General features: G+C 65.1%; 15 protein-coding genes. 9 read left to right on the forward strand and 6 right to left on the reverse strand.

What is annotated here, in order from left to right; all coding sequences use genetic code 11:
- Window positions 1-30: 30 nt before the first annotated feature.
- The 4 genes from ruvX to gshB form a co-directional block, all read right to left on the reverse strand.
- A complete protein-coding gene (gene ruvX, locus NTD82_RS19455) occupies window positions 31-465 on the reverse strand; it encodes a Holliday junction resolvase RuvX (protein ID WP_095155857.1) in 435 nt (144 codons plus the stop codon).
- A complete protein-coding gene (locus NTD82_RS19460) occupies window positions 465-1034 on the reverse strand; it encodes a YqgE/AlgH family protein (RefSeq protein WP_095155858.1) in 570 nt (189 codons plus the stop codon). The genes ruvX and NTD82_RS19460 overlap by 1 nt, the downstream gene beginning before the upstream one ends.
- A gap of 51 nt (window positions 1035-1085) precedes the next feature.
- Window positions 1086-1988 (reverse strand): energy transducer TonB, encoded by a 903-nt coding sequence (locus NTD82_RS19465; protein WP_095156109.1) that lies wholly within the window; start codon window positions 1986-1988, stop codon window positions 1086-1088.
- Window positions 1989-2087: 99 nt separating this feature from the next.
- Entirely contained in the window at window positions 2088-3041 is a 954-nt protein-coding gene (gene gshB / locus NTD82_RS19470) for a glutathione synthase (RefSeq protein WP_095155859.1), read from the reverse strand.
- A gap of 207 nt (window positions 3042-3248) precedes the next feature.
- Here gshB and pilG point away from each other — a divergent pair, with 207 nt between their 5' ends.
- The 6 genes from pilG to NTD82_RS19500 are packed head-to-tail and all read left to right on the forward strand — an operon-like array spanning window position 3249 to window position 12488.
- A complete protein-coding gene (pilG, locus tag NTD82_RS19475) occupies window positions 3249-3659 on the forward strand; it encodes a twitching motility response regulator PilG (protein WP_095155860.1) in 411 nt (136 codons plus the stop codon).
- Window positions 3660-3706: 47 nt separating this feature from the next.
- Window positions 3707-4072: a twitching motility response regulator PilH gene (pilH, locus tag NTD82_RS19480; RefSeq protein ID WP_095156110.1), complete on the forward strand. Its 366-nt coding sequence runs from the start codon at window positions 3707-3709 to the stop codon at window positions 4070-4072.
- Window positions 4073-4083: 11 nt separating this feature from the next.
- Window positions 4084-4623, forward strand: a complete 540-nt coding sequence (locus NTD82_RS19485; protein ID WP_095155861.1) for a chemotaxis protein CheW — start codon at window positions 4084-4086, stop codon at window positions 4621-4623.
- A gap of 15 nt (window positions 4624-4638) precedes the next feature.
- Window positions 4639-6687: a methyl-accepting chemotaxis protein gene (locus NTD82_RS19490; protein WP_095155862.1), complete on the forward strand. Its 2049-nt coding sequence runs from the start codon at window positions 4639-4641 to the stop codon at window positions 6685-6687.
- A 37-nt stretch (window positions 6688-6724) separates the two neighbouring features.
- Entirely contained in the window at window positions 6725-12037 is a 5313-nt protein-coding gene (locus NTD82_RS19495; RefSeq protein ID WP_262129860.1) for an Hpt domain-containing protein, read from the forward strand.
- Entirely contained in the window at window positions 12030-12488 is a 459-nt protein-coding gene (locus NTD82_RS19500) for a chemotaxis protein CheW (RefSeq protein ID WP_262129861.1), read from the forward strand. The genes NTD82_RS19495 and NTD82_RS19500 overlap by 8 nt, the downstream gene beginning before the upstream one ends.
- Here the strand turns inward: NTD82_RS19500 and NTD82_RS19505 are convergent.
- Entirely contained in the window at window positions 12485-13204 is a 720-nt protein-coding gene (locus tag NTD82_RS19505) for a 16S rRNA (uracil(1498)-N(3))-methyltransferase (RefSeq protein WP_110972898.1), read from the reverse strand. The two genes, NTD82_RS19500 and NTD82_RS19505, sit on opposite strands and share 4 nt — an antisense overlap.
- Before the next feature lie 128 nt (window positions 13205-13332).
- Window positions 13333-14739 carry an adenosylmethionine--8-amino-7-oxononanoate transaminase gene (locus tag NTD82_RS19510; protein ID WP_262129862.1) on the reverse strand — a complete coding sequence of 469 codons (1407 nt, stop codon included), beginning with the start codon at window positions 14737-14739 and terminating at the stop codon, window positions 13333-13335.
- 191 nt (window positions 14740-14930) lie between these two features.
- Here NTD82_RS19510 and NTD82_RS19515 point away from each other — a divergent pair, with 191 nt between their 5' ends.
- The 3 genes from NTD82_RS19515 to NTD82_RS19525 all read left to right on the forward strand — a co-directional run bounded on the left by NTD82_RS19515 (window position 14931) and on the right by NTD82_RS19525 (window position 18110).
- Window positions 14931-16751, forward strand: a complete 1821-nt coding sequence (locus NTD82_RS19515) for a flavin monoamine oxidase family protein (RefSeq protein ID WP_262129863.1) — start codon at window positions 14931-14933, stop codon at window positions 16749-16751.
- Between the two features lie 196 nt (window positions 16752-16947).
- Window positions 16948-17499, forward strand: coding sequence for a cytochrome b (locus NTD82_RS19520; RefSeq protein WP_175653882.1), 552 nt, complete (start codon window positions 16948-16950; stop codon window positions 17497-17499).
- A gap of 32 nt (window positions 17500-17531) precedes the next feature.
- Window positions 17532-18110 carry a YceI family protein gene (locus NTD82_RS19525; protein ID WP_262129865.1) on the forward strand — a complete coding sequence of 193 codons (579 nt, stop codon included), beginning with the start codon at window positions 17532-17534 and terminating at the stop codon, window positions 18108-18110.
- The last annotated feature ends 15 nt before the right edge of the window (window positions 18111-18125 follow it).

Below are 18125 nucleotides of genomic sequence, written 5' to 3' on the forward strand. Positions count from 1 at the left end.
CGGGGCAGAGGGCTGGCCCGGCTTGATACGTTACGACTGCGCGGGATTGGCCTCCAGCCAGCCCTGCAGCAGCAGGGCGGCGGCGATGGCATCGACCGGGTTGTCGCGATAACTGCCGCGCTGGCCACCACGGGCCATGCGCTCGCCCTTGGCCTCGAAGGTGGTCAGGCGTTCGTCGTGGGTGTGTACCGGCAGGTTGAAGCGGCCGTTCAGGCGGCGGGCGAACTTTTCGGCGCGCGCGCTCATTTCGCTGGGCGTGCCGTCCATGTTCAGCGGCAGGCCGACCACCAGGGCGTCGGGTTGCCATTCCTTGATCAGTTTTTCGATCTGGCTCCAGTCCGGCACGCCGTTCTGCGCCTTCAGCGTGCACAGCTCGCGGGCCTGGCCGGTGATCATCTGGCCGACGGCGACGCCGATCTGCTTGCTGCCGTAGTCGAAACCCAGCAGCAGACGAAGTTCGGCCATCAGGCGTGCCCCGCCTGGCTGGTGAGCAGGTGCAGGTTGATGCCGAGCTGCGCGGCGGCGGCGTCGAGGCGCAGCTCGCAGGCGATGCCAAAGAGGATTTCGGGGTCGAACGGGCAATTCAGCCAGGCGTTGTCGGCCAGTTCCGCTTCCAGTTGCCCGGCTTCCCAGCCGGCGTAGCCGAGGGTGATCAGGCTCTGGCGCGGGCCGCTGCCGTCGGCTATGGCAAACAGCACGTCTTGCGAGGTGGACAGCGACAGGCCATCGAGTTCGATGGTGGCCTGGTAGGACTTCTCACTGGTGTGCAGCACGAAACCGCGGTCGGTCTGGACCGGGCCGCCGATGTAGATCGGCACGTTCGCGCTGGCGGGCGATGGCTCGACCTCCGGCTGCAACTGCTCGAGGATATCGGCCAGGGTCAGCTCCTGCGGACGGTTGATCACCAGGCCCATGGCACCGTTGGCGTTGTGCTCGACGATGTAGGTCAGGGTCTGCGCGAAATTCGGGTCCGCCATGTGCGGCATGGCGATCAGGAACTGGTGCTTGAGGTAAGTCGGGCTGAGGTTTTTCATAGCTATGTAGTGTGGCGGCGAGGCGCCGGACTGACAAGCCGCGCCACGGCCTTAATTGCTCGACAGGCGGTCGCCACGGGCGAAGCGCCAGGTGCGGATGATTTCCAGCCGGTCGATGTCGTTCAGGTCGCCGGTGAACGGCGCAAAAGGCGCGGCCAGGCGGACGATGCGCTGTGCCGCCTGGTCCAGCAGCGGCTGGCCGGACGACTCCAGCACCAGCACCTCGTAGAGCGAGCCGTCGCGGTTGATCGACACCATCAGCCGCAGGCTGCCGTAGATCTGCTGGCGGCGGGCTTCGTCGGGGTAATTCAGGTTGCCGATGCGCTCGACCTTCTTGCGCCACTCGTCCTTGTACCAGGCGCCCTTGTCGCGCATGGTCGAGGCGGCGCTGATGCGGTGGATACGCGGGCGCTTGGCATAGAGCTGTTGTTCATTGGCCAGTTCAGCTTCGAGGCTGGCGATCTGGTCGGATAGCTGCGAGCTGTCGAAGTCCGGGGTGGTGGCCTTGGGCGCCTGCTGGGGCTTGGCTTCCTTGGGGGTGTTCTGGACTTTCTGCGGCTTCGGCGCGACGGTGGTGACCACGGCCTTGGCCGGCGGCGGCGGGACATCTTCCTGGCGCGATACCGGCGGCGGGGTGACCTTGTTCACCTTGCTGTCCTGGAACGGCGCCACCTCGGTGGTCTTCGGCACCTCGGCCTTGTCCAGCGTGCCGGCGCCCTGCTGGTTTTCCTGGGCGAGGAAATCAGCTTTTTTCGGCGCCACTTCGCTCTTGAAGGTCGCCAGGGTGATTTCCATGGTCCGGCGGATTTCTTCGGGCTTGGCGAAGGTGAAACTCACCCCGAGGATCAGCGCCAGGTGCAGCAGGGCGGCCACGAACAGGGTAAAACCCAGGCGGTCCGCCGCGCGAACGCGGGGCGGGGCAAAGTCGGCGGGGAGTTCGGCGGGAAGCGTCATCGATAGTCCAGCAGCCGGGATGAACCGGCGGAGCAGGGTGCCCAGGTCGTGAAAGACCGGCATGATAACCCACTCCGTACGGTTTCCCCTTGTCGTCGGTCAGCGTGCCTTGAGCTTGCGATCGATGGCGTCCATCAGTTGCGCGCCGATCTTGGTGCCATAGGCGTTGTCGATTTCGCGAATGCAGGTCGGGCTGGTGACGTTGATTTCAGTGAGGTGCTCGCCGATCACATCGAGGCCAACGAACAGCAGGCCTTTTTCGCGCAGGGTCGGGCCGACCTGGGCGGCGATCCAGCGGTCGCGCTCGGTCAGTTCGCGGGCTTCGCCGCGGCCGCCGGCGGCCAGGTTGCCGCGGGTTTCGCCGCTGGCCGGGATGCGCGCCAGGCAGTACGGCACCGGCTCGCCGTCGATCATCAGGATGCGTTTGTCGCCGTCCTTGATCGCCGGCAGGTAGGCCTGGCCCATGATCTGCTGGGTGCCGTGCAGGGTCAGGGTTTCAAGAATGACCGAGAGGTTCGGGTCGCCGGCGCGGTGGCGGAAGATCGAGGCGCCGCCCATGCCGTCCAGCGGCTTGAGGATGACGTCGCCATGCAGGGCCGCGAATTCGCGCAGGATGTCCGGGCGGCGGCTGACCACGGTTGGCGGCGTGCAGTGCGGGAACAGCGTAGCGAACAGCTTTTCGTTGCAGTCGCGCAGGCTTTGCGGACGGTTGACCACCAGGACGCCGGCGGCTTCGGCCTGCTCCAGCAGGTAGGTGCTGTAGACGAACTCCATGTCAAACGGCGGATCCTTGCGCATCAGGATCACGTCGAGGTCGCTCAGCGGTGCGTCTTGCTCGGCGTCCAGTTCGAACCAGCGGGCCGGGTCGGCGAAGACCTTCAGCGGGCGCATCCGGCCGCGGGCCACGCCCTGGTTCTGGTAGAGATCCTGCTGTTCCATATAGAACAGGCTCCAGCCGCGTTCCTGGGCAGCGAGCAGCATGGCCAGCGAGCTGTCCTTCTTGTAGGAGATGGACGCGATGGGGTCCATGACAATGCCGAGGCGAACGCTCATCGGGGAATTTCCTCTCGGCGGCGCGGGGCCGCGGTAGCTCGAATGAAAAGTGGCGTCAGGGTGGCGCTCGCAAGGCTGGCGGTCAAGGGAAAAACGCGGCCAGGCCGGGCCCTGCCCCGGCTCGATGGAATGCACCCCATGAGTGTGCTAAAAATGCGTGGCAGGTGGCCGGCATGGCGCTACTTATCAGGTAACGGTAGAGCGAATATGGTTCAGCCCGACACGGCATTGAAGGTGATGGTGATCGACGACTCCAAGACGATTCGTCGCACCGCGGAAATGCTGCTCAGTGAAGCAGGGTGTGAGGTCATCACGGCAATCGACGGTTTCGATGCCCTGGCCAAGATCGTCGACCACCGTCCCGGCATCATCTTCGTCGATGTGCTGATGCCGCGCCTGGACGGCTACCAGACCTGCGCGCTGGTCAAGCACAACAGCGCGTTCAAGGATATTCCGGTGATCATGCTGTCGTCCCGCGACGGCCTGTTCGACAAGGCCCGGGGCCGGATCGTCGGCTCGGATCAGTTCCTCACCAAACCGTTCAGCAAGGAAGAACTGCTGGAAGCGATCCGCGCCCACGTGCCCGGTTTCGCCGCAGAAGAACAACACGCACCCTGACGCCACGGCCAAGGTCGCTGGCGTCTTTTCCTTTCATGGGGAACAGCATGGCCCGAATTCTGATCGTCGATGACTCGCCGACTGAAATGTACAAACTCACCGAAATGCTCGAAAAAAACGGGCACACGGTGCTCAAGGCGGAAAATGGCGCCAATGGCGTTGCCCTGGCGGTCCAGGAAAAGCCCGACGCGGTGCTGATGGACATCGTCATGCCCGGCGTGAACGGTTTTCAGGCCACCCGGCAACTGAGCAAGAACCCGGAAACCTCACACATTCCCATCATCATCGTCACCACCAAGGACCAGGAAACCGACAAGGTCTGGGGCAAGCGCCAGGGCGCCAGTGATTATCTGGTCAAGCCGGTGGATGAAGATGCCCTGATCAAGGTGCTCGACGGCGTTCTCAAGGGTTGAGCCGCGGGGCCATGGGCGAATCGCTGACGGCGTTCGAGCTGCTGCTGGACATCGACCGGCGCTGCCGCCTGCTGGCTGCCGACCTGCCGTTGCAGGAAACCCGCCTGCAATCCTGGAGCGGGATTGGTTTTCGTCTTGGCGGGCATTGTTTCGTTGCGCCGATGGGCGAGGTCGCCGAAGTGCTGCAGGCGCCTCGCCTGAGCCGCATTCCCGGGGTCAAGCCATGGGTCGCCGGGGTGACCAACCTGCGCGGACGCTTGCTGCCGGTGACTGACCTCTGCGGTTTTCTTGGCCTGGAGCCCGCGGTGACGCGCAAGCAGCGCCGGGTGCTGGTGCTGGATCATGAAGAGCTGTTCACTGGCCTGCTGGTCGACGAAGTGCTCGGCCTGCAGCATTTCGCCCTCAACAGCCTGGAGTTGTCGCCACCTTCGCCGCTGCTGACCGGCGCCGCGCCGTTCGTCCAGGGGCATTTCCAGCGTGAGCACTGCTGGGGAATTTTCAGCCCGTTCGCCCTGGCCCAGGCGCCCGGTTTTCTCGATGTCGCGCTGTAAAGGAATGCCAGACCCGTGACCCAATTCAGACCCGCCAGCGCAGTCAAAGGCTCTCGCAGCAGCGCACAGATCGCCGCACTGTTCGTCGTGCTGATCCTGTCGATCATCCTGCTGTTCGCCAACTTCGCCTACCTCAACACCCAGGCCAACCACGACAAGCAGTACATCGGTCACGCCGGCGAACTGCGGGTGCTGTCCCAGCGCATCGCCAAGAACGCCACCGAGGCTGCGGCCGGCAAGACCGTGGCCTTCCGCCTGCTGAGCGAGGCGCGCAATGACTTCGAACAGCGCTGGGGCTACCTGAAGAAGGGCGATTCGAGCACCGGCCTGCCGTCGGCGCCGCCGGCGGTGCGCGCCGAGATGGACGCGGTGCAGCGCGACTGGGAAAACCTGCGCAAATACACCGATACCATTCTTGCCAGCGAACAGACGGTGTTGTCGCTGCATCAGGTCGCCGCGACCCTGGCCGAAACCGTGCCGCAGTTGCAGGTCGAGTACGAGAAGGTCGTGGAAATCCTCTTGCAGAGTGGCGCGCCGGCCAATCAGGTGGCGGTGGCCCAGCGTCAGGCGCTGCTGGCCGAGCGCATCCTGGGTTCGGTCAACACCGTACTGGCCGGCGACGAAACCTCGGTGCAGGCCGCCGATGCCTTTGGCCGCGACGCCAACCGCTTCGGCCAGGTGCTTGAAGGCATGCTCGGCGGCAACTCGACCATCCAGATCACCCGTGTCGAAGACCCCGACGCCCGCGCCCGCCTTGGTGAAATCGCCGAGCTGTTCCAGTTTGTCGCGGGCTCGGTGGACGAAATCCTCGAAACCTCGCCAGAACTGTTCCGCGTGCGGGAAGCCGCCGGCAATATCTTCAGTCTCTCGCAGACCCTGCTGGACGAAGCTTCGCGCCTGGCCAGCGGTTTCGAAAACCTCGCTGGCGGGCGCACCCTGGATACCGTTGGCGGCTACGTGCTGGGCTTGCTGGCGCTGGCCTCGATCATCCTGATCGGCTCGGTGATGGTCCGCGAGACCAACCGCCAGTTGACCGAAACCGCCGAGAAGAACGAACGCAACCAGCAGGCGATCATGCGCCTGCTGGACGAAATCGAAGACCTCGCCGATGGCGACCTGACCGTCACCGCCTCTGTCACCGAGGACTTCACCGGCGCCATTGCCGACTCGATCAACTATTCCATCGACCAGCTTCGCGACCTGGTGGCGACCATCAACCTCAGCGCCGAAGAAGTCGCCAGCGCCGTGGAGGACACCCAGACCACCGCGCACCAGCTCGCCAAGGCCTCCGAACACCAGGCGCAGCAGATCGCCGATGCGTCGATGGCGGTGGGCGACATGGCCGAGTCCATCGACCGGGTGTCCGGGCATGCGTACGAGTCGGCCAAGGTGGCCGAGCGCTCGGTCGCCATCGCCAACAAGGGCAACGAGGTGGTGCACAACACCATCCACGGCATGGACAACATTCGCGAGCAGATCCAGGACACGGCCAAGCGGATCAAGCGCCTTGGCGAGTCTTCCCAGGAAATCGGCGACATCGTCAACCTGATCGACGACATTGCCGACCAGACCAACATCCTCGCCCTCAACGCGGCGATCCAGGCGTCCATGGCCGGTGAGGCCGGGCGCGGGTTTGCCGTGGTGGCCGACGAAGTGCAGCGGCTGGCCGAGCGGTCATCGTCGGCGACCCGGCAGATCGAGGCGCTGGTGCGGGCGATCCAGGTCGATACCAACGAAGCGGTCATCTCCATGGAGCAGACTACCGCCGAGGTGGTGCGCGGCGCGCGCCTGGCACAGGATGCCGGCGTGGCCCTGGCCGAGATCGAAGGCGTGTCGCAGACCCTCGCCGAGCTGATCCACAGCATTTCCGACGCGGCGCAGTTGCAGACCTCCTCGGCCGGACAGATCTCCCACACCATGGCGATCATCCAGCAGATCACCTCGCAGACCTCGTCCGGCTCGACCGCCACCGCCGAAAGCATCGGCAACCTGGCGCGGATGGCCAGTGAAATGCGTCGCTCGGTTTCGGGCTTCACCCTGCCACCGGCACCGGAGTCGCGCTGATCCCGGCGCGTGGGCATTAATGGCTACTGGAGTGGGTATGGCTGACCGGCAAGATTTCGTCGCCCTGGCGTGGACCAAGGGGGCGATTGACGAGAGCCTCGGGCAGGCGCGGCAGGCGCTGGACCATTTCGCCGGCAATTCGGGTGAAGCGCAGGAACTGAGCGGCTTCATCGACAGCCTGCATCAGGTGCACGGCTGCCTGGTGATGCTCGAGCTCAAGGGCGCGGCGCTGCTCGCCGAAGAAATGGAACTGCTGGCCCGGGCCTTGGCCGAAGGCCGTGTGCCCGCCCGTGGCGAAGCGCAGGGCATGCTGTTTCGTGCGCTGAGCCAGTTGCCGTTGTACCTGGACCGCCTGCGCGGCGCCCGCCGCGATTTGCCGTTGCTGGCGCTACCGCTGCTCAATCAGTTGCGCGCGGCTCGGGGTGCCGAGGCCGTTGGCGAGGGCGCCCTGGGCGTGATCCCCGCGCCGGCGGCCGGCGACAGCCTGGAACTGTCGCTCGATGCCCTGCAAGGCCAGTTGCCGACGATGCCCGACCGCGATGCGCTGCGTTCGGTGGTGGCGGCGGTGCGCGAAGACCTGATCCGCATCAAGGAGCGCCTTGACCAGTTCGTTCGCGGCGACCGCGAGCAGCTTTCGGAACTCGACGCCCTGCTCGCGCCGCTGCGGCAGATGGCCGACACCTTGGCGGTGCTGGGCTTCGGCCAGCCGCGCCGGGTGATTCTCGATCAGGTTGCCGTTTTGCAAGGCGTGGTTCAGGGCCAACGGGCGCTGGAAGACGCGCTGCTGATGGACGTGGCCGGCGCGCTGCAGTACGCCGAAGCGACGTTGGGCGGCATGGTCGGCTCCCTCGAATCCTTGAATCAGACGCCGCCGCCCGGCACCGACCTCACGGAAATCCGCCAACTGGTGCTGGATGAAGCACACGGCGTGCTGTTGCAGGCCCGCGATCTGATTGCCGATTGCCTTGAAGCCGGTTGGGAGCGCCAGCGCCTGCAGCCGCTTCCCGACCTGCTGGTGCAGATTCGTGGCGCCCTGGCGATGCTGATGCTGCCGCGACCCGCTGCGCTGGTGCAGCGCTGCACCGATTACCTCCAGGCCCACGTGCTGCAGGCCGAATCGTTGCCCGGCAGTGTGGAACTGGACCATCTGGCCGATGTGATCGCCAGCCTCGAATGCTACCTGCAAGCCATGAGCATCGACCTGCAAGCCGAGGTCGATCCGCTGCTGGAGCGCGCCGGCAACGCCCTGGCTGCGCTGGGCTTCGCGGCGCCGACGGCGCCGGTGGCGGAACCCCTCGCGGTGGTTGCCGCACCGTTGCCGGTGGATGACGAACTGCGCGAAGTCTTCCTCGAAGAAGCCGAGGAAGTGCTGCAACAACTGGACGAGCATTGGCAGCAATGGCGCGGCGAGGGCCATCCCCGCGAAGCGCTGGTGGAACTGCGCCGCGGCTTCCACACGCTCAAGGGCAGCGGGCGCATGGTGCGCGCGCAGGTCCTGGCGGAGCTGGCCTGGGGCACCGAGCACCTGCTCAACCGCATGCTCGAAGGCCGCGTCGGCAGCAGTGACGAGGTGCTCAAGGCGATCGAACAGGTGCTCACCTTGATGCCGCCGCTGGTGGCCGAGTTCGGCAGCGGCGAGGAACACGCTCACGCGCGGGTCGAGCACCTGGCCGGCCATCTTCATGCGTTGGCGATGAATGACCCGGTGACGGGCGGCGAGAAGTCGGACGCCCTCGACCCGCAACTGCTGGAGATTTTCCGCAACGAGGCGCAGGCCCACCTGGCCAGCCTCGACGCGTTTCTTGAAGGCGCCGAATTGCACCTGCCGGCGCCGGTCAGCGACGATCTGCAGCGCGCTTTGCACACCCTGAAGGGCAGCGCAGCGATGGCCGGGGTGACCCCGATCGCCGAACTGGCCACCGCGCTGGACTTGCTGGCGCGGGAGTTCAAGGCCCATCAACTGGGCTTCGACCTCGATGAAATCTACTTGCTGCAAATGGCCGAGCCGCTGATGCGCCGCGGTCTGGAGCAACTGGGCAGCACGCCGCTGGCGCCGATCAAGGGCGCTGACATTCTGATCGAACAGGTCGATCAGGTGGTCAGCGCACGACTGCAGGCGCTGCTTGATTCGCCGAGCGATCAGTTGCGGATCAAGCGCGATCCGCAACTGATCGCCAGCTTCCTCAACCAGGGCATGGATATCCTGCTGGACGCGGAGTCGTTGTTGCAGCGCTGGCAAGAGCACCCCGGCGAGCGCCACGAACTCAGCTCGCTGCTCGATGAACTGACCACCCTCGGCCAGAGCGCTCATCTGGCCAACCTGTGGCAGGTCGATGAGCTTTGCGAAGCGCTGCTGGATCTTTACGGTGCGGTGGAAGAGAGCAGCCTGGCGGCCGATGCGCGCTTCTTCGAGGAGGCGCAGCACGCTCATGAAGCGCTGATCGACATGCTCGACCAGATCGCCGCAGGCCAGGAGGTGGAGCCTTGCCCGGAGCGACTGCATGCGCTGCGCGCGCTGTTGGAAGAAGGGCTCGATCCCGGCGCCATGGGCCTGGTGCGCAGCCACGGCGATGGACCGGCGAGCATCGCCGAACTGGGCAGCGTCACCCGCGAACTGACCAGTCAGGCGGATGACAGCGAGCTGGTGGAGCTTTTCCTCGAAGAAGCCATCGACGTCCTCGACAGCGCCGACCAGGCGCTGGCGCGCTGGCTGCAAGACCCGGAAAACGCCTCGGCGCTCTCCTCGTTGCAGCGCGACCTGCAAACCCTCAAGGGCGGCGCGCAGATGGCCGGCATCGGCGCGCTGGATGTGCTCGCCCATGAACTGGAATTGCTTTACGAAGGGCTGGTCGACCGACGCTACAGCCCTTCACCGTCGTTGAGCGGTTTATTGCGCGGCAGCCACGCGCTGTTGGCGCGGATGCTGGCGCAAATCAGCCAGGGCCAGCCGCTGGAGTCGGTGGTGGAAACCCTCGCCGGGCTGCGCGAGTTCCGCCACAACGCGGTGCCCCAGGCCGGCGTCGCCAAACCCGGCGCTCAGGTGGCGCAGGAAGGCGACAAGGAACTGCTGGAAGTCTTCCTCGAAGAAGGTGTGGATATCGTTGAAAGCGCTGCCGCAGCGCTGACCCGCTGGCAGGCCGACCCGCGCAACAGCGTCGAAGTGGAAAACCTCCTGCGCGACCTGCACACCCTCAAGGGCGGCGCGCGGATGGTGGAAATCGCGCCCATCGGCGACCTCGCCCACGAACTCGAATTCCTCTACGAACACCTTGCCGCCGGCCAGCTCCAGCCCAGTCCGGCGCTGTTCAGCCTGTTGCAGAACTGCCACGACCGGCTGGCGCACATGCTCGACGCGGTGCGCCTGCAACAGCCGCTGCACGCGGCCACCGCGCTGATCGACTACATCCGCAACTTCAGCAGCGCGGCCCTGAGCGACAGCGCCGCTGCCGCGCCGGGCAACGATGCGACGCCGGCCGAAGCACCGGCCCCGGCGCCAGAGCGCGCGGCGCTGGATGTGGTCAAGGTCAACGCCGAGCTGCTCGACGACCTTGGCAACCTGGCCGCCGAAACCTCCATCGCCCGTGGCCGCCTGGAACAGCAGGTCAACGATGCGCAGGTGGCCCTGAATGAAATGGAAACCACCCTGGAGCGCATGCGCGATCAGTTGCGCCGGCTCGACACCGAAACCCAGGGCGGCATCCTCAGCCGTCTGCAGGCCGAAGGCGATGCGCTGGGCTACGACGACTTCGACCCGCTGGAAATGGACCGCCATTCGCAGTTGCAGCAGTTGTCCCGGGCGCTGTCGGAGTCGGCCTCCGACCTACTCGATCTGAAAGAAACCCTGACCGTGCGCAACCAGACGGCGCAGGGCCTGTTGCAGCAGCAGGCGCGGGTCAACAGCGAGTTGCAGGAAGGTTTGATGCGCACGCGCATGGTGCCGTTCGAGCGGCTGGTGCCGCGTTTGCAACGGGTGGTGCGCCAGGTTGCCAGCGAGCTGGGCAAGCAGGTCGAACTGGTGGTGGGCAACGCCGAGGGCGAAATGGACCGCAGCGTGCTGGAGCGCATGGTCGCGCCGTTGGAGCACATGCTGCGCAACGCCGTCGACCACGGCCTGGAAGGCCGCGAAGCGCGGCTGGCGGCGGGCAAGCCGGAGTTGGGGATGATCGCCCTGAACCTGCTGCACGAAGGCGCCGACATCGTTATCGAAATGTTTGACGACGGCGCCGGGGTGCCGCTGGAAGCGGTGCGCACCAAGGCCATCAAGCGTGGCCTGCTGGCGCCGGACAGCGAACTCAGCGATCACGAAGTGATGCAGTTCATCCTGCAGCCTGGTTTTTCCACCGCTGAGAAAATCACCCAGATTTCCGGGCGCGGGCTGGGCATGGACGTGGTCCATGAAGAGGTCAAGCAGCTTGGCGGCTCGATGGTTATCAGCTCGGTGCCCGGCAAGGGCGCGCGTTTCCTGATTCGCCTGCCGTTCACCGTCTCGGTCAACCGCGCGCTGATGGTGCATTGCGGCGAGGAACAGTACGCGCTGCCGCTCAATGCCATCGATGGCGTGGTGCGGGTGCCGCCGGCGGAGCTGGAGGCCTGCTACCAACTCGACCCGCCGCGCTACGAATACGCCGGGCATCGCTACGAATTGCGCTACCTCGGTGAATTGCTGCAAGGCGAGCGACAGCCGCGTCTGTTGGGCCAGAGCCTGCCGTTGCCGGTGCTGCTGGTGCAGGCCCATGACCAGCAGTTCGCGGTGCAGGTGGACAGCCTCTCGGCCAGCCGCGAAATCGTGGTCAAGAGCCTCGGCCCGCAGTTCGCCGCGGTGCAGGGCCTGGCCGGAGCGACGCTGCTGGGCGATGGTCGGGTGGTGTTGATCCTCGATCTGCTGGAACAGTTGCGCGCCTTGCACCTGCGCTTGTCGCGGCAGGCCGACACCACCACGCGCCACGCCAATGTGGCGCTGCTCGGTGGTCCGGCGCGGCCGCTGTTAGTGCTGGTGGTGGACGATTCGGTGACGGTGCGCAAGGTCACCGGACGCCTGCTTGAGCGGCACGGCATGAACGTGCTGACCGCCAAGGACGGTGTCGACGCCATGGCCGTGCTGCAGGAGCACCGGCCCGACGTGCTGCTGCTGGATATCGAAATGCCGCGGATGGACGGCTTCGAAGTGGCGACCCAGGTCCGCCAGGACCCGAAACTGAAGAACCTGCCGATCATCATGATCACCTCGCGGACCGGCCAGAAGCACCGCGACCGGGCCATGGCGATTGGCGTCAACGACTACCTGGGCAAGCCGTACCAGGAATCGGTGCTATTGCAGAGCATCGCCCGCTGGAGCCATTCCCATGCTTGAACAAGGAGCCCGCAACGGCCGTCGCAGCAGCCTGACCGGGCTGTTGTTGCCGTTGAGCGACCGTTGCCTGGTGCTGCCCAACGTGGCGGTGGCTGAACTGATCGGCTACCAGGCCTGTACCCCGGCGCCCGATGAGCCGGCCTGGCTGCTGGGCTGGATCGACTGGCGCAGCCAGCGCTTGCCGTTGCTGAGTTTCGAGGCCGCCTGCGGTGGCCAGACCCAGGTCGGCGAGCGCGCGCGGATTGTCGTGCTCAATGCCTTGGGCGGTGCCCAGCGCAGCTTCTTCGCCTTGCTGGTGCAGGGCATTCCACGGTCCTGCAAGCTCGACAGCCAGCTCAACTACGTCGACGTGCCGCTCAGCGAACTGGAGCTGGCGGCGGTGCAGGTGGGCGAGCAGGTCGCCCGGGTACCGGACCTGGTCGGGCTGGAACGGCTACTGCCGCCTCTTTAGAAATCACCCCAGAGTTGCTGCGCCACCGCCAGCGCCACCACCGGCGCGGTTTCGGTGCGCAGCACCCGTGGGCCGAGGCGTGCGGCGTGGAAGCCGGCGGCCTTGGCCTGATCGACTTCCGCCTCGGACAAACCGCCTTCCGGGCCGATCAGAAACGCCAGGCTGTCCGGCCGGGCATGGCTGACCAGCGGCTCGGCCACCGGGTGCAGGACCAGCTTGAGTTGCTCGTCGCTACTGGCCAGCCATTCGGCCAGGGTGAGCGGCGGGTTGATCTGCGGCACGCTGGAGCGCCCGCACTGTTCACAGGCGCTGATCGCCACCTGGCGCCAGTGGGCCAGGCGCTTGTCGGCGCGCTCGTCTTTCAGGCGCACTTCGCAGCGTTCGCTGACGATCGGCGTGATCACATTGACGCCCAGTTCGGTGGCTTTCTGTATCGCCCAGTCCATCCGCTCGCCACGGGACAGGCCCTGGCCGAGGTGGATGTGCAGCGAGGATTCGGCCTGGCCGGGGAGGGCTTCGGTGAGGCTGACGCGCACGGTTTTCTTGCCGACTTCGAGCAGTTGGCCGAGGTATTCCTGGCCGCTGCCGTCGAACAGTTGCACGGCATCGCCGACGGCCATGCGCAGCACGCGGCCGATGTAGTGGGCCTGGGTTTCAGGTAGATCGTGTTCGCCGAGGCTGAGCGGGGCGTCGATGAAAAAGCGGGAGAGTCTCATGGTCGGGCTCGGTTACAGAATTGAGGTGTCAGGGCCTTCGCGAGCAAGCTCGCTCCTACAAACGATCGGCAAACTGTAGGAGCGAGCTTGCTCGCGATGAGGCCCTCACGGGCGAAAAACGATCAGGATCAACCCGGATCGCGGAAATCAGGATGGAAATTGGCCGGCACCGCCACGCTCACACTGTCCCGCGTCGCCAGGTCGATCCCTTCACTGGCCACTTGCGCCAGGAAGTCGATCTGCTCCGGGGTGATCACATACGGCGGCAGGAAATACACCACGCTACCCAGCGGACGCAGCAGCGCGCCGCGGGTCAGGGCGTGTTCGAAGACTTTCAGGCCGCGGCGCTCCTGCCACGGATAGGCGGTCTTGCTGGCCTTGTCCTGGACCATCTCGATCGCCAGGGCCATGCCGGTCTGGCGTACTTCGGCCACATGCGGGTGGTCCACCAGATGGGCGGTGGCACTGGCCATGCGCTGGGAAAGGGCCTTGTTGGCTTCGATCACGTTGTCCTGTTCGAAGATGTCCAGGGTCGCCAACGCCGCGGCGCAGGCCAGCGGGTTGCCGGTGTAGCTGTGGGAATGCAGGAAAGCGCGCAGGGTCGAGTAGTCGTCGTAGAACGCGCCGTAGACCTCATCGGTGGTCAGGCACGCGGCCAGCGGCAGGTAACCGCCGGTCAGGGCCTTGGACAGGCAGAGGAAGTCCGGGCGGATGCCGGCCTGCTCGCAGGCGAACATGGTACCGGTGCGGCCGAAGCCGACGGCGATTTCGTCGTGGATCAGGTGCACTTCATAGCGATCGCAGGCCTCGCGCAGCAGCTTGAGGTACACCGGGTGGTACATGCGCATGCCGCCGGCGCCCTGGATCAGCGGTTCGACGATCACTGCGGCGATGCTGTCGTGGTGCTCGGCCAGGGTCTGCTCCATGGCGGCGAACATCGTGCGCGAGTGGTCTTCCCAGCTCACGCCCTCGGGGCGCAGGTAGCAGTCGGGGCTTGGCACCTTGAAGGTGTCGAGCAGCAGCGCCTTGTAGGTTTCGGTGAACAGCGGCACGTCGCCCACGGACATCGCGGCGATGGTTTCGCCGTGGTAGCTGTTGCTCAGGGTGACGAAGCGTTTCTTCTCCGAGCGACCCTTGTTCAGCCAGTAGTGGAAGCTCATTTTCAGCGCCACTTCGATGCAGGACGAACCGTTATCGGCGTAGAAGCACCGGGTCAGCCCTTCCGGGGTGAGCTTGACCAGGCGCTCGGACAGCTCGATCACCGGCTGGTGGCTGAAGCCTGCGAGGATCACGTGCTCCAGTTGGTCGACCTGATCCTTGATGCGCTGGTTGATGCGCGGGTTGGCGTGGCCGAACACGTTGACCCACCAGGAGCTGACCGCGTCCAGGTAGCGCTTGCCTTCGAAGTCTTCGAGCCACACCCCTTCGCCGCGCTTGATGGGGATCAGCGGCAGTTGCTCGTGGTCTTTCATCTGGGTGCAGGGGTGCCAGAGGACCTTGAGGTCACGCTGCATCCACTGTTGATTAAGGCCCATTGGCATTCTCCTGGCGGCACGGGTTGCGGACATCCGCGCAAGCCTATGCAAAGCGCCCGGCCACCACAACCCGTGGCGACCAATCGGCCGGACCCTTGCTGGCGGGCATGGTCGGGGTGACGTATCCTGCACGGCATCTGCCCGGGGCGTTCTTCCCCACCTTTTTCTGCCTTTGATCCGGAGTTCGACACATGTCTGCTGGTTGGCTGCGCGGCTGCGCGCTGGTGTTTATTGGGCTGTTCAGCGCGGGGGCGATGGCGGCGGCGAAGACCCCTACGGCCATCGTGGTCGGCGGCGGACTGGCGGGCCTGACCGCGGCGTACGAACTGCAGAACAAGGGCTGGCAGGTCACCTTGCTGGAAGCCAAGTCCAGCATTGGCGGGCGTTCGGGCCTGGCCACCAGCGAATGGATCGCCAACAGCAAGGTCCAGCCGGTGCTCAATGAGTACCTGGACAGCTTCAAGCTCACCACCTTGCCCGCCCCGGAATTCGTGCGGACTCCGGGCTACCTGATCGACGGCGAGTATTTCAGCGCCGCCGACCTGACCACCAAGCAACCGGCCACCGCCGAGGCGCTCAAGCGCTACGAGAAGACCGTCGATGACCTCGCCGCGTCCATCAGCGACCCGGAAAACCCGGCGGCCAACAGCACCCTGTTCGCCCTCGACCAGATCAACGTTTCCACCTGGCTGGACAAGCTGCAACTGCCGGCCACCGCGCGGCAACTGGTCAACCAGCAGATTCGTACCCGTTATGACGAGCCGTCGCGCCTGTCGCTGCTCTACTTCGCCCAGCAGAACCGCGTCTATCGCGGCGTCAGCGACCGCGACCTGCGCGCCGCCCGCCTCCCAGGCGGCAGCCCGGTGCTGGCCCAAGCTTTCGTCAAACAGTTGAAAACCATCAAGACCAGCTCGCCGGTGACCGCCATCAGCCAGGACAAGGACGGCGTGACCGTCAAGGTCGGCGGTGTCGGCTACCAGGCCGATTACCTGGTGCTGGCCGTGCCGCTGCGTGCCCTGTCGAAGATCCAGATGACCCCGGGCCTGGACAGCCTGCACCTGGCCGCGCTCAAAGGTACCAACTACGGCTGGCGTGACCAGTTGCTGCTGAAGTTCAAGACCCCGGTCTGGGAAAGCCGCGCACGCATGTCCGGCGAGATTTTCAGCAACACCGGCCTCGGTATGCTGTGGATCGAACCGGCGCTGAAAGGCGGCGCCAACGTGGTGATCAACCTTTCCGGTGACAACGCCCGCCTGCTGCAGGCGTTCGGCGACAAGCAGATGGTCGATCAGGTGCTGATCCGCCTGCATGCGTTCTATCCACAGGCGCGTGGCGCCTTCACCGGTTATGAAGTGCGCCGCTACAGCACCGACGTCGGTACTGGCGGTTCGTACCTGGCCTATGGTCCGGGGCAGATCAGCAAATACTGGCGCCTGTGGGAGCGTCCGGTGCAACGCGTCGCCTTTGCCGGCGAACACACCGATTCGCTGTATCCGGGCACCCTGGAAGGCGCACTACGTAGCGGCCAGCGTGCCGCTACCCAGGTGCGTGATCTGGCGGCGGGCAAGTCGTTCGATCCGGTCAAATCGGTTGCCGCCACTGCCGCGGCGGGAACGGCTGCCGCAGCGGTCGCCGCGAAGAAAGAGAAAGATGGCGGCGGCGGCTTCTTCTCGCGCCTGTTCGGTGGCGGTGATGACAAGCCTGCTGCGGCCCCTGAAACCGCCAAGGCGGTCGAACCGGCAGCCGCACCGGCTCCGGCAGCAGCGCCTGCGCCTGCCGCGCCGGCAGCCGTTGCACCCGTTGCACCCGTTGCCAAGGAAGAGCCGGCCAAGGCCGCACCGGTGAAAGCCGCGCCAGCCAAGGCCGCTCCGGCCGCCCATGCGCCGGCGAAGAAGGCCGAGGTCAAGGCGGCGCCAGTGAAGAAACCCGCGCCAACTCCTGCGAAAAAGACCGAAGCCAAAAAGGAGCCGGCGAAGAAGCCGGCCTCCAATACCCAGGCCAAGGCGGGCTGACAAGCCTTTATCCGTGGGAGCGCCCGCTCCCACGGCTCACATCAGCTACAGTCCTTCCCCTGGCGTTAATGTTTCCTTAACGCCCCTGTTGCAGACTAAGTATCGATTTTTCCGATAGTTCAAAGCGAAATTTTCCGCTTTCATTCGATAGATATCCGGTTAGTCTTGGTAGCAATTCTTACGGGGAACCAGGCAAATGCAGCTTCGCAATTCATCTTCTCGTTACGGTCTGATCAGCATTGTCCTGCACTGGGGTGTTGCCCTGGCGGTGTTCGGTCTGTTCGGGCTGGGCCTTTGGATGGTCGGGCTGGATTACTACAGCTCCTGGCGCCATACCGCGCCTGAACTGCATAAAGGCATCGGCCTGACTGTGCTGGCGCTGATGCTGCTGCGGGTGCTGTGGCGCTTTGTCAGCCCGCCGCCTCCTGCCCCGGCCACCCACGACGCTTTCACCCGTTTCGCCGCCAAAGCTGGCCACATGCTGCTCTACGTTGGCCTGTTCGGCGTGTTGATTGCCGGTTACCTGATCTCCACCGCTGAAGGCGCGGGGATCCCGGTATTCGGCTTGTTCGAAGTTCCGGCGCTCGTTTCCGGCCTGCCTGATCAGGCCGATATCGCCGGTGCGATCCACTTCTATCTGGCCTGGGGTCTGGTGATTTTCGCCGGCCTGCACGGGCTGGCTGCTCTAAAACACCACTTTATCGACCGTGACGCGACCCTGGTGCGCATGCTGGGCCGCAAGGCTTGATGTTCAACCTCCACTCCAAAGGAATAGAAAGTATGTTGAAGAAGACTTTTGCCGCTCTGGCGCTCGGTACCGCTCTGCTCTCGGCTGGTCAGGCCATGGCCGCCGATTACAAGATCGACAAGGAAGGCCAGCACGCATTCGTCAACTGGAAGATCAGCCACCTGGGCTACAGCTTCATCCTCGGCACCTTCAAGGACTTCGACGGTTCCTTCTCCTGGGATGCCGCCAAGCCTGAAGCGAGCAAGATCGCTGTCGACCTGAAAACCGCCAGCGTCTGGTCCAACCACGCTGAACGTGACAAGCACATCGCCAGCAAGGACTTCCTGGACGTCAGCAAATTCCCGGAAGCCAAGTTCGTCTCTACCGCAGTCAAATCGACCGGCGAGAAAACCGCTGACGTGACCGGCGACCTGACCCTGCACGGCGTGACCAAGCCAGTCGTGTTCAAGGCAGTGTTCAACGGCGAAGGCAAGGATCCATGGGGCGGCGAGCGTGCAGGTTTCAACGCTACCACCACCCTGAACCTGAACGACTTCGGCATCAAAGGCCCAGGCCCGTCTTCTCAGACCCTGGACCTGGACATCTCCGTTGAAGGCGTGAAGCAGAAGTAATTTCCGCTGCGCCAA

Source organism: Pseudomonas sp. 5P_5.1_Bac1 (assembly GCF_025466015.1).
In the GTDB taxonomy this organism is placed as follows: Bacteria; Pseudomonadota; Gammaproteobacteria; order Pseudomonadales; family Pseudomonadaceae; genus Aquipseudomonas.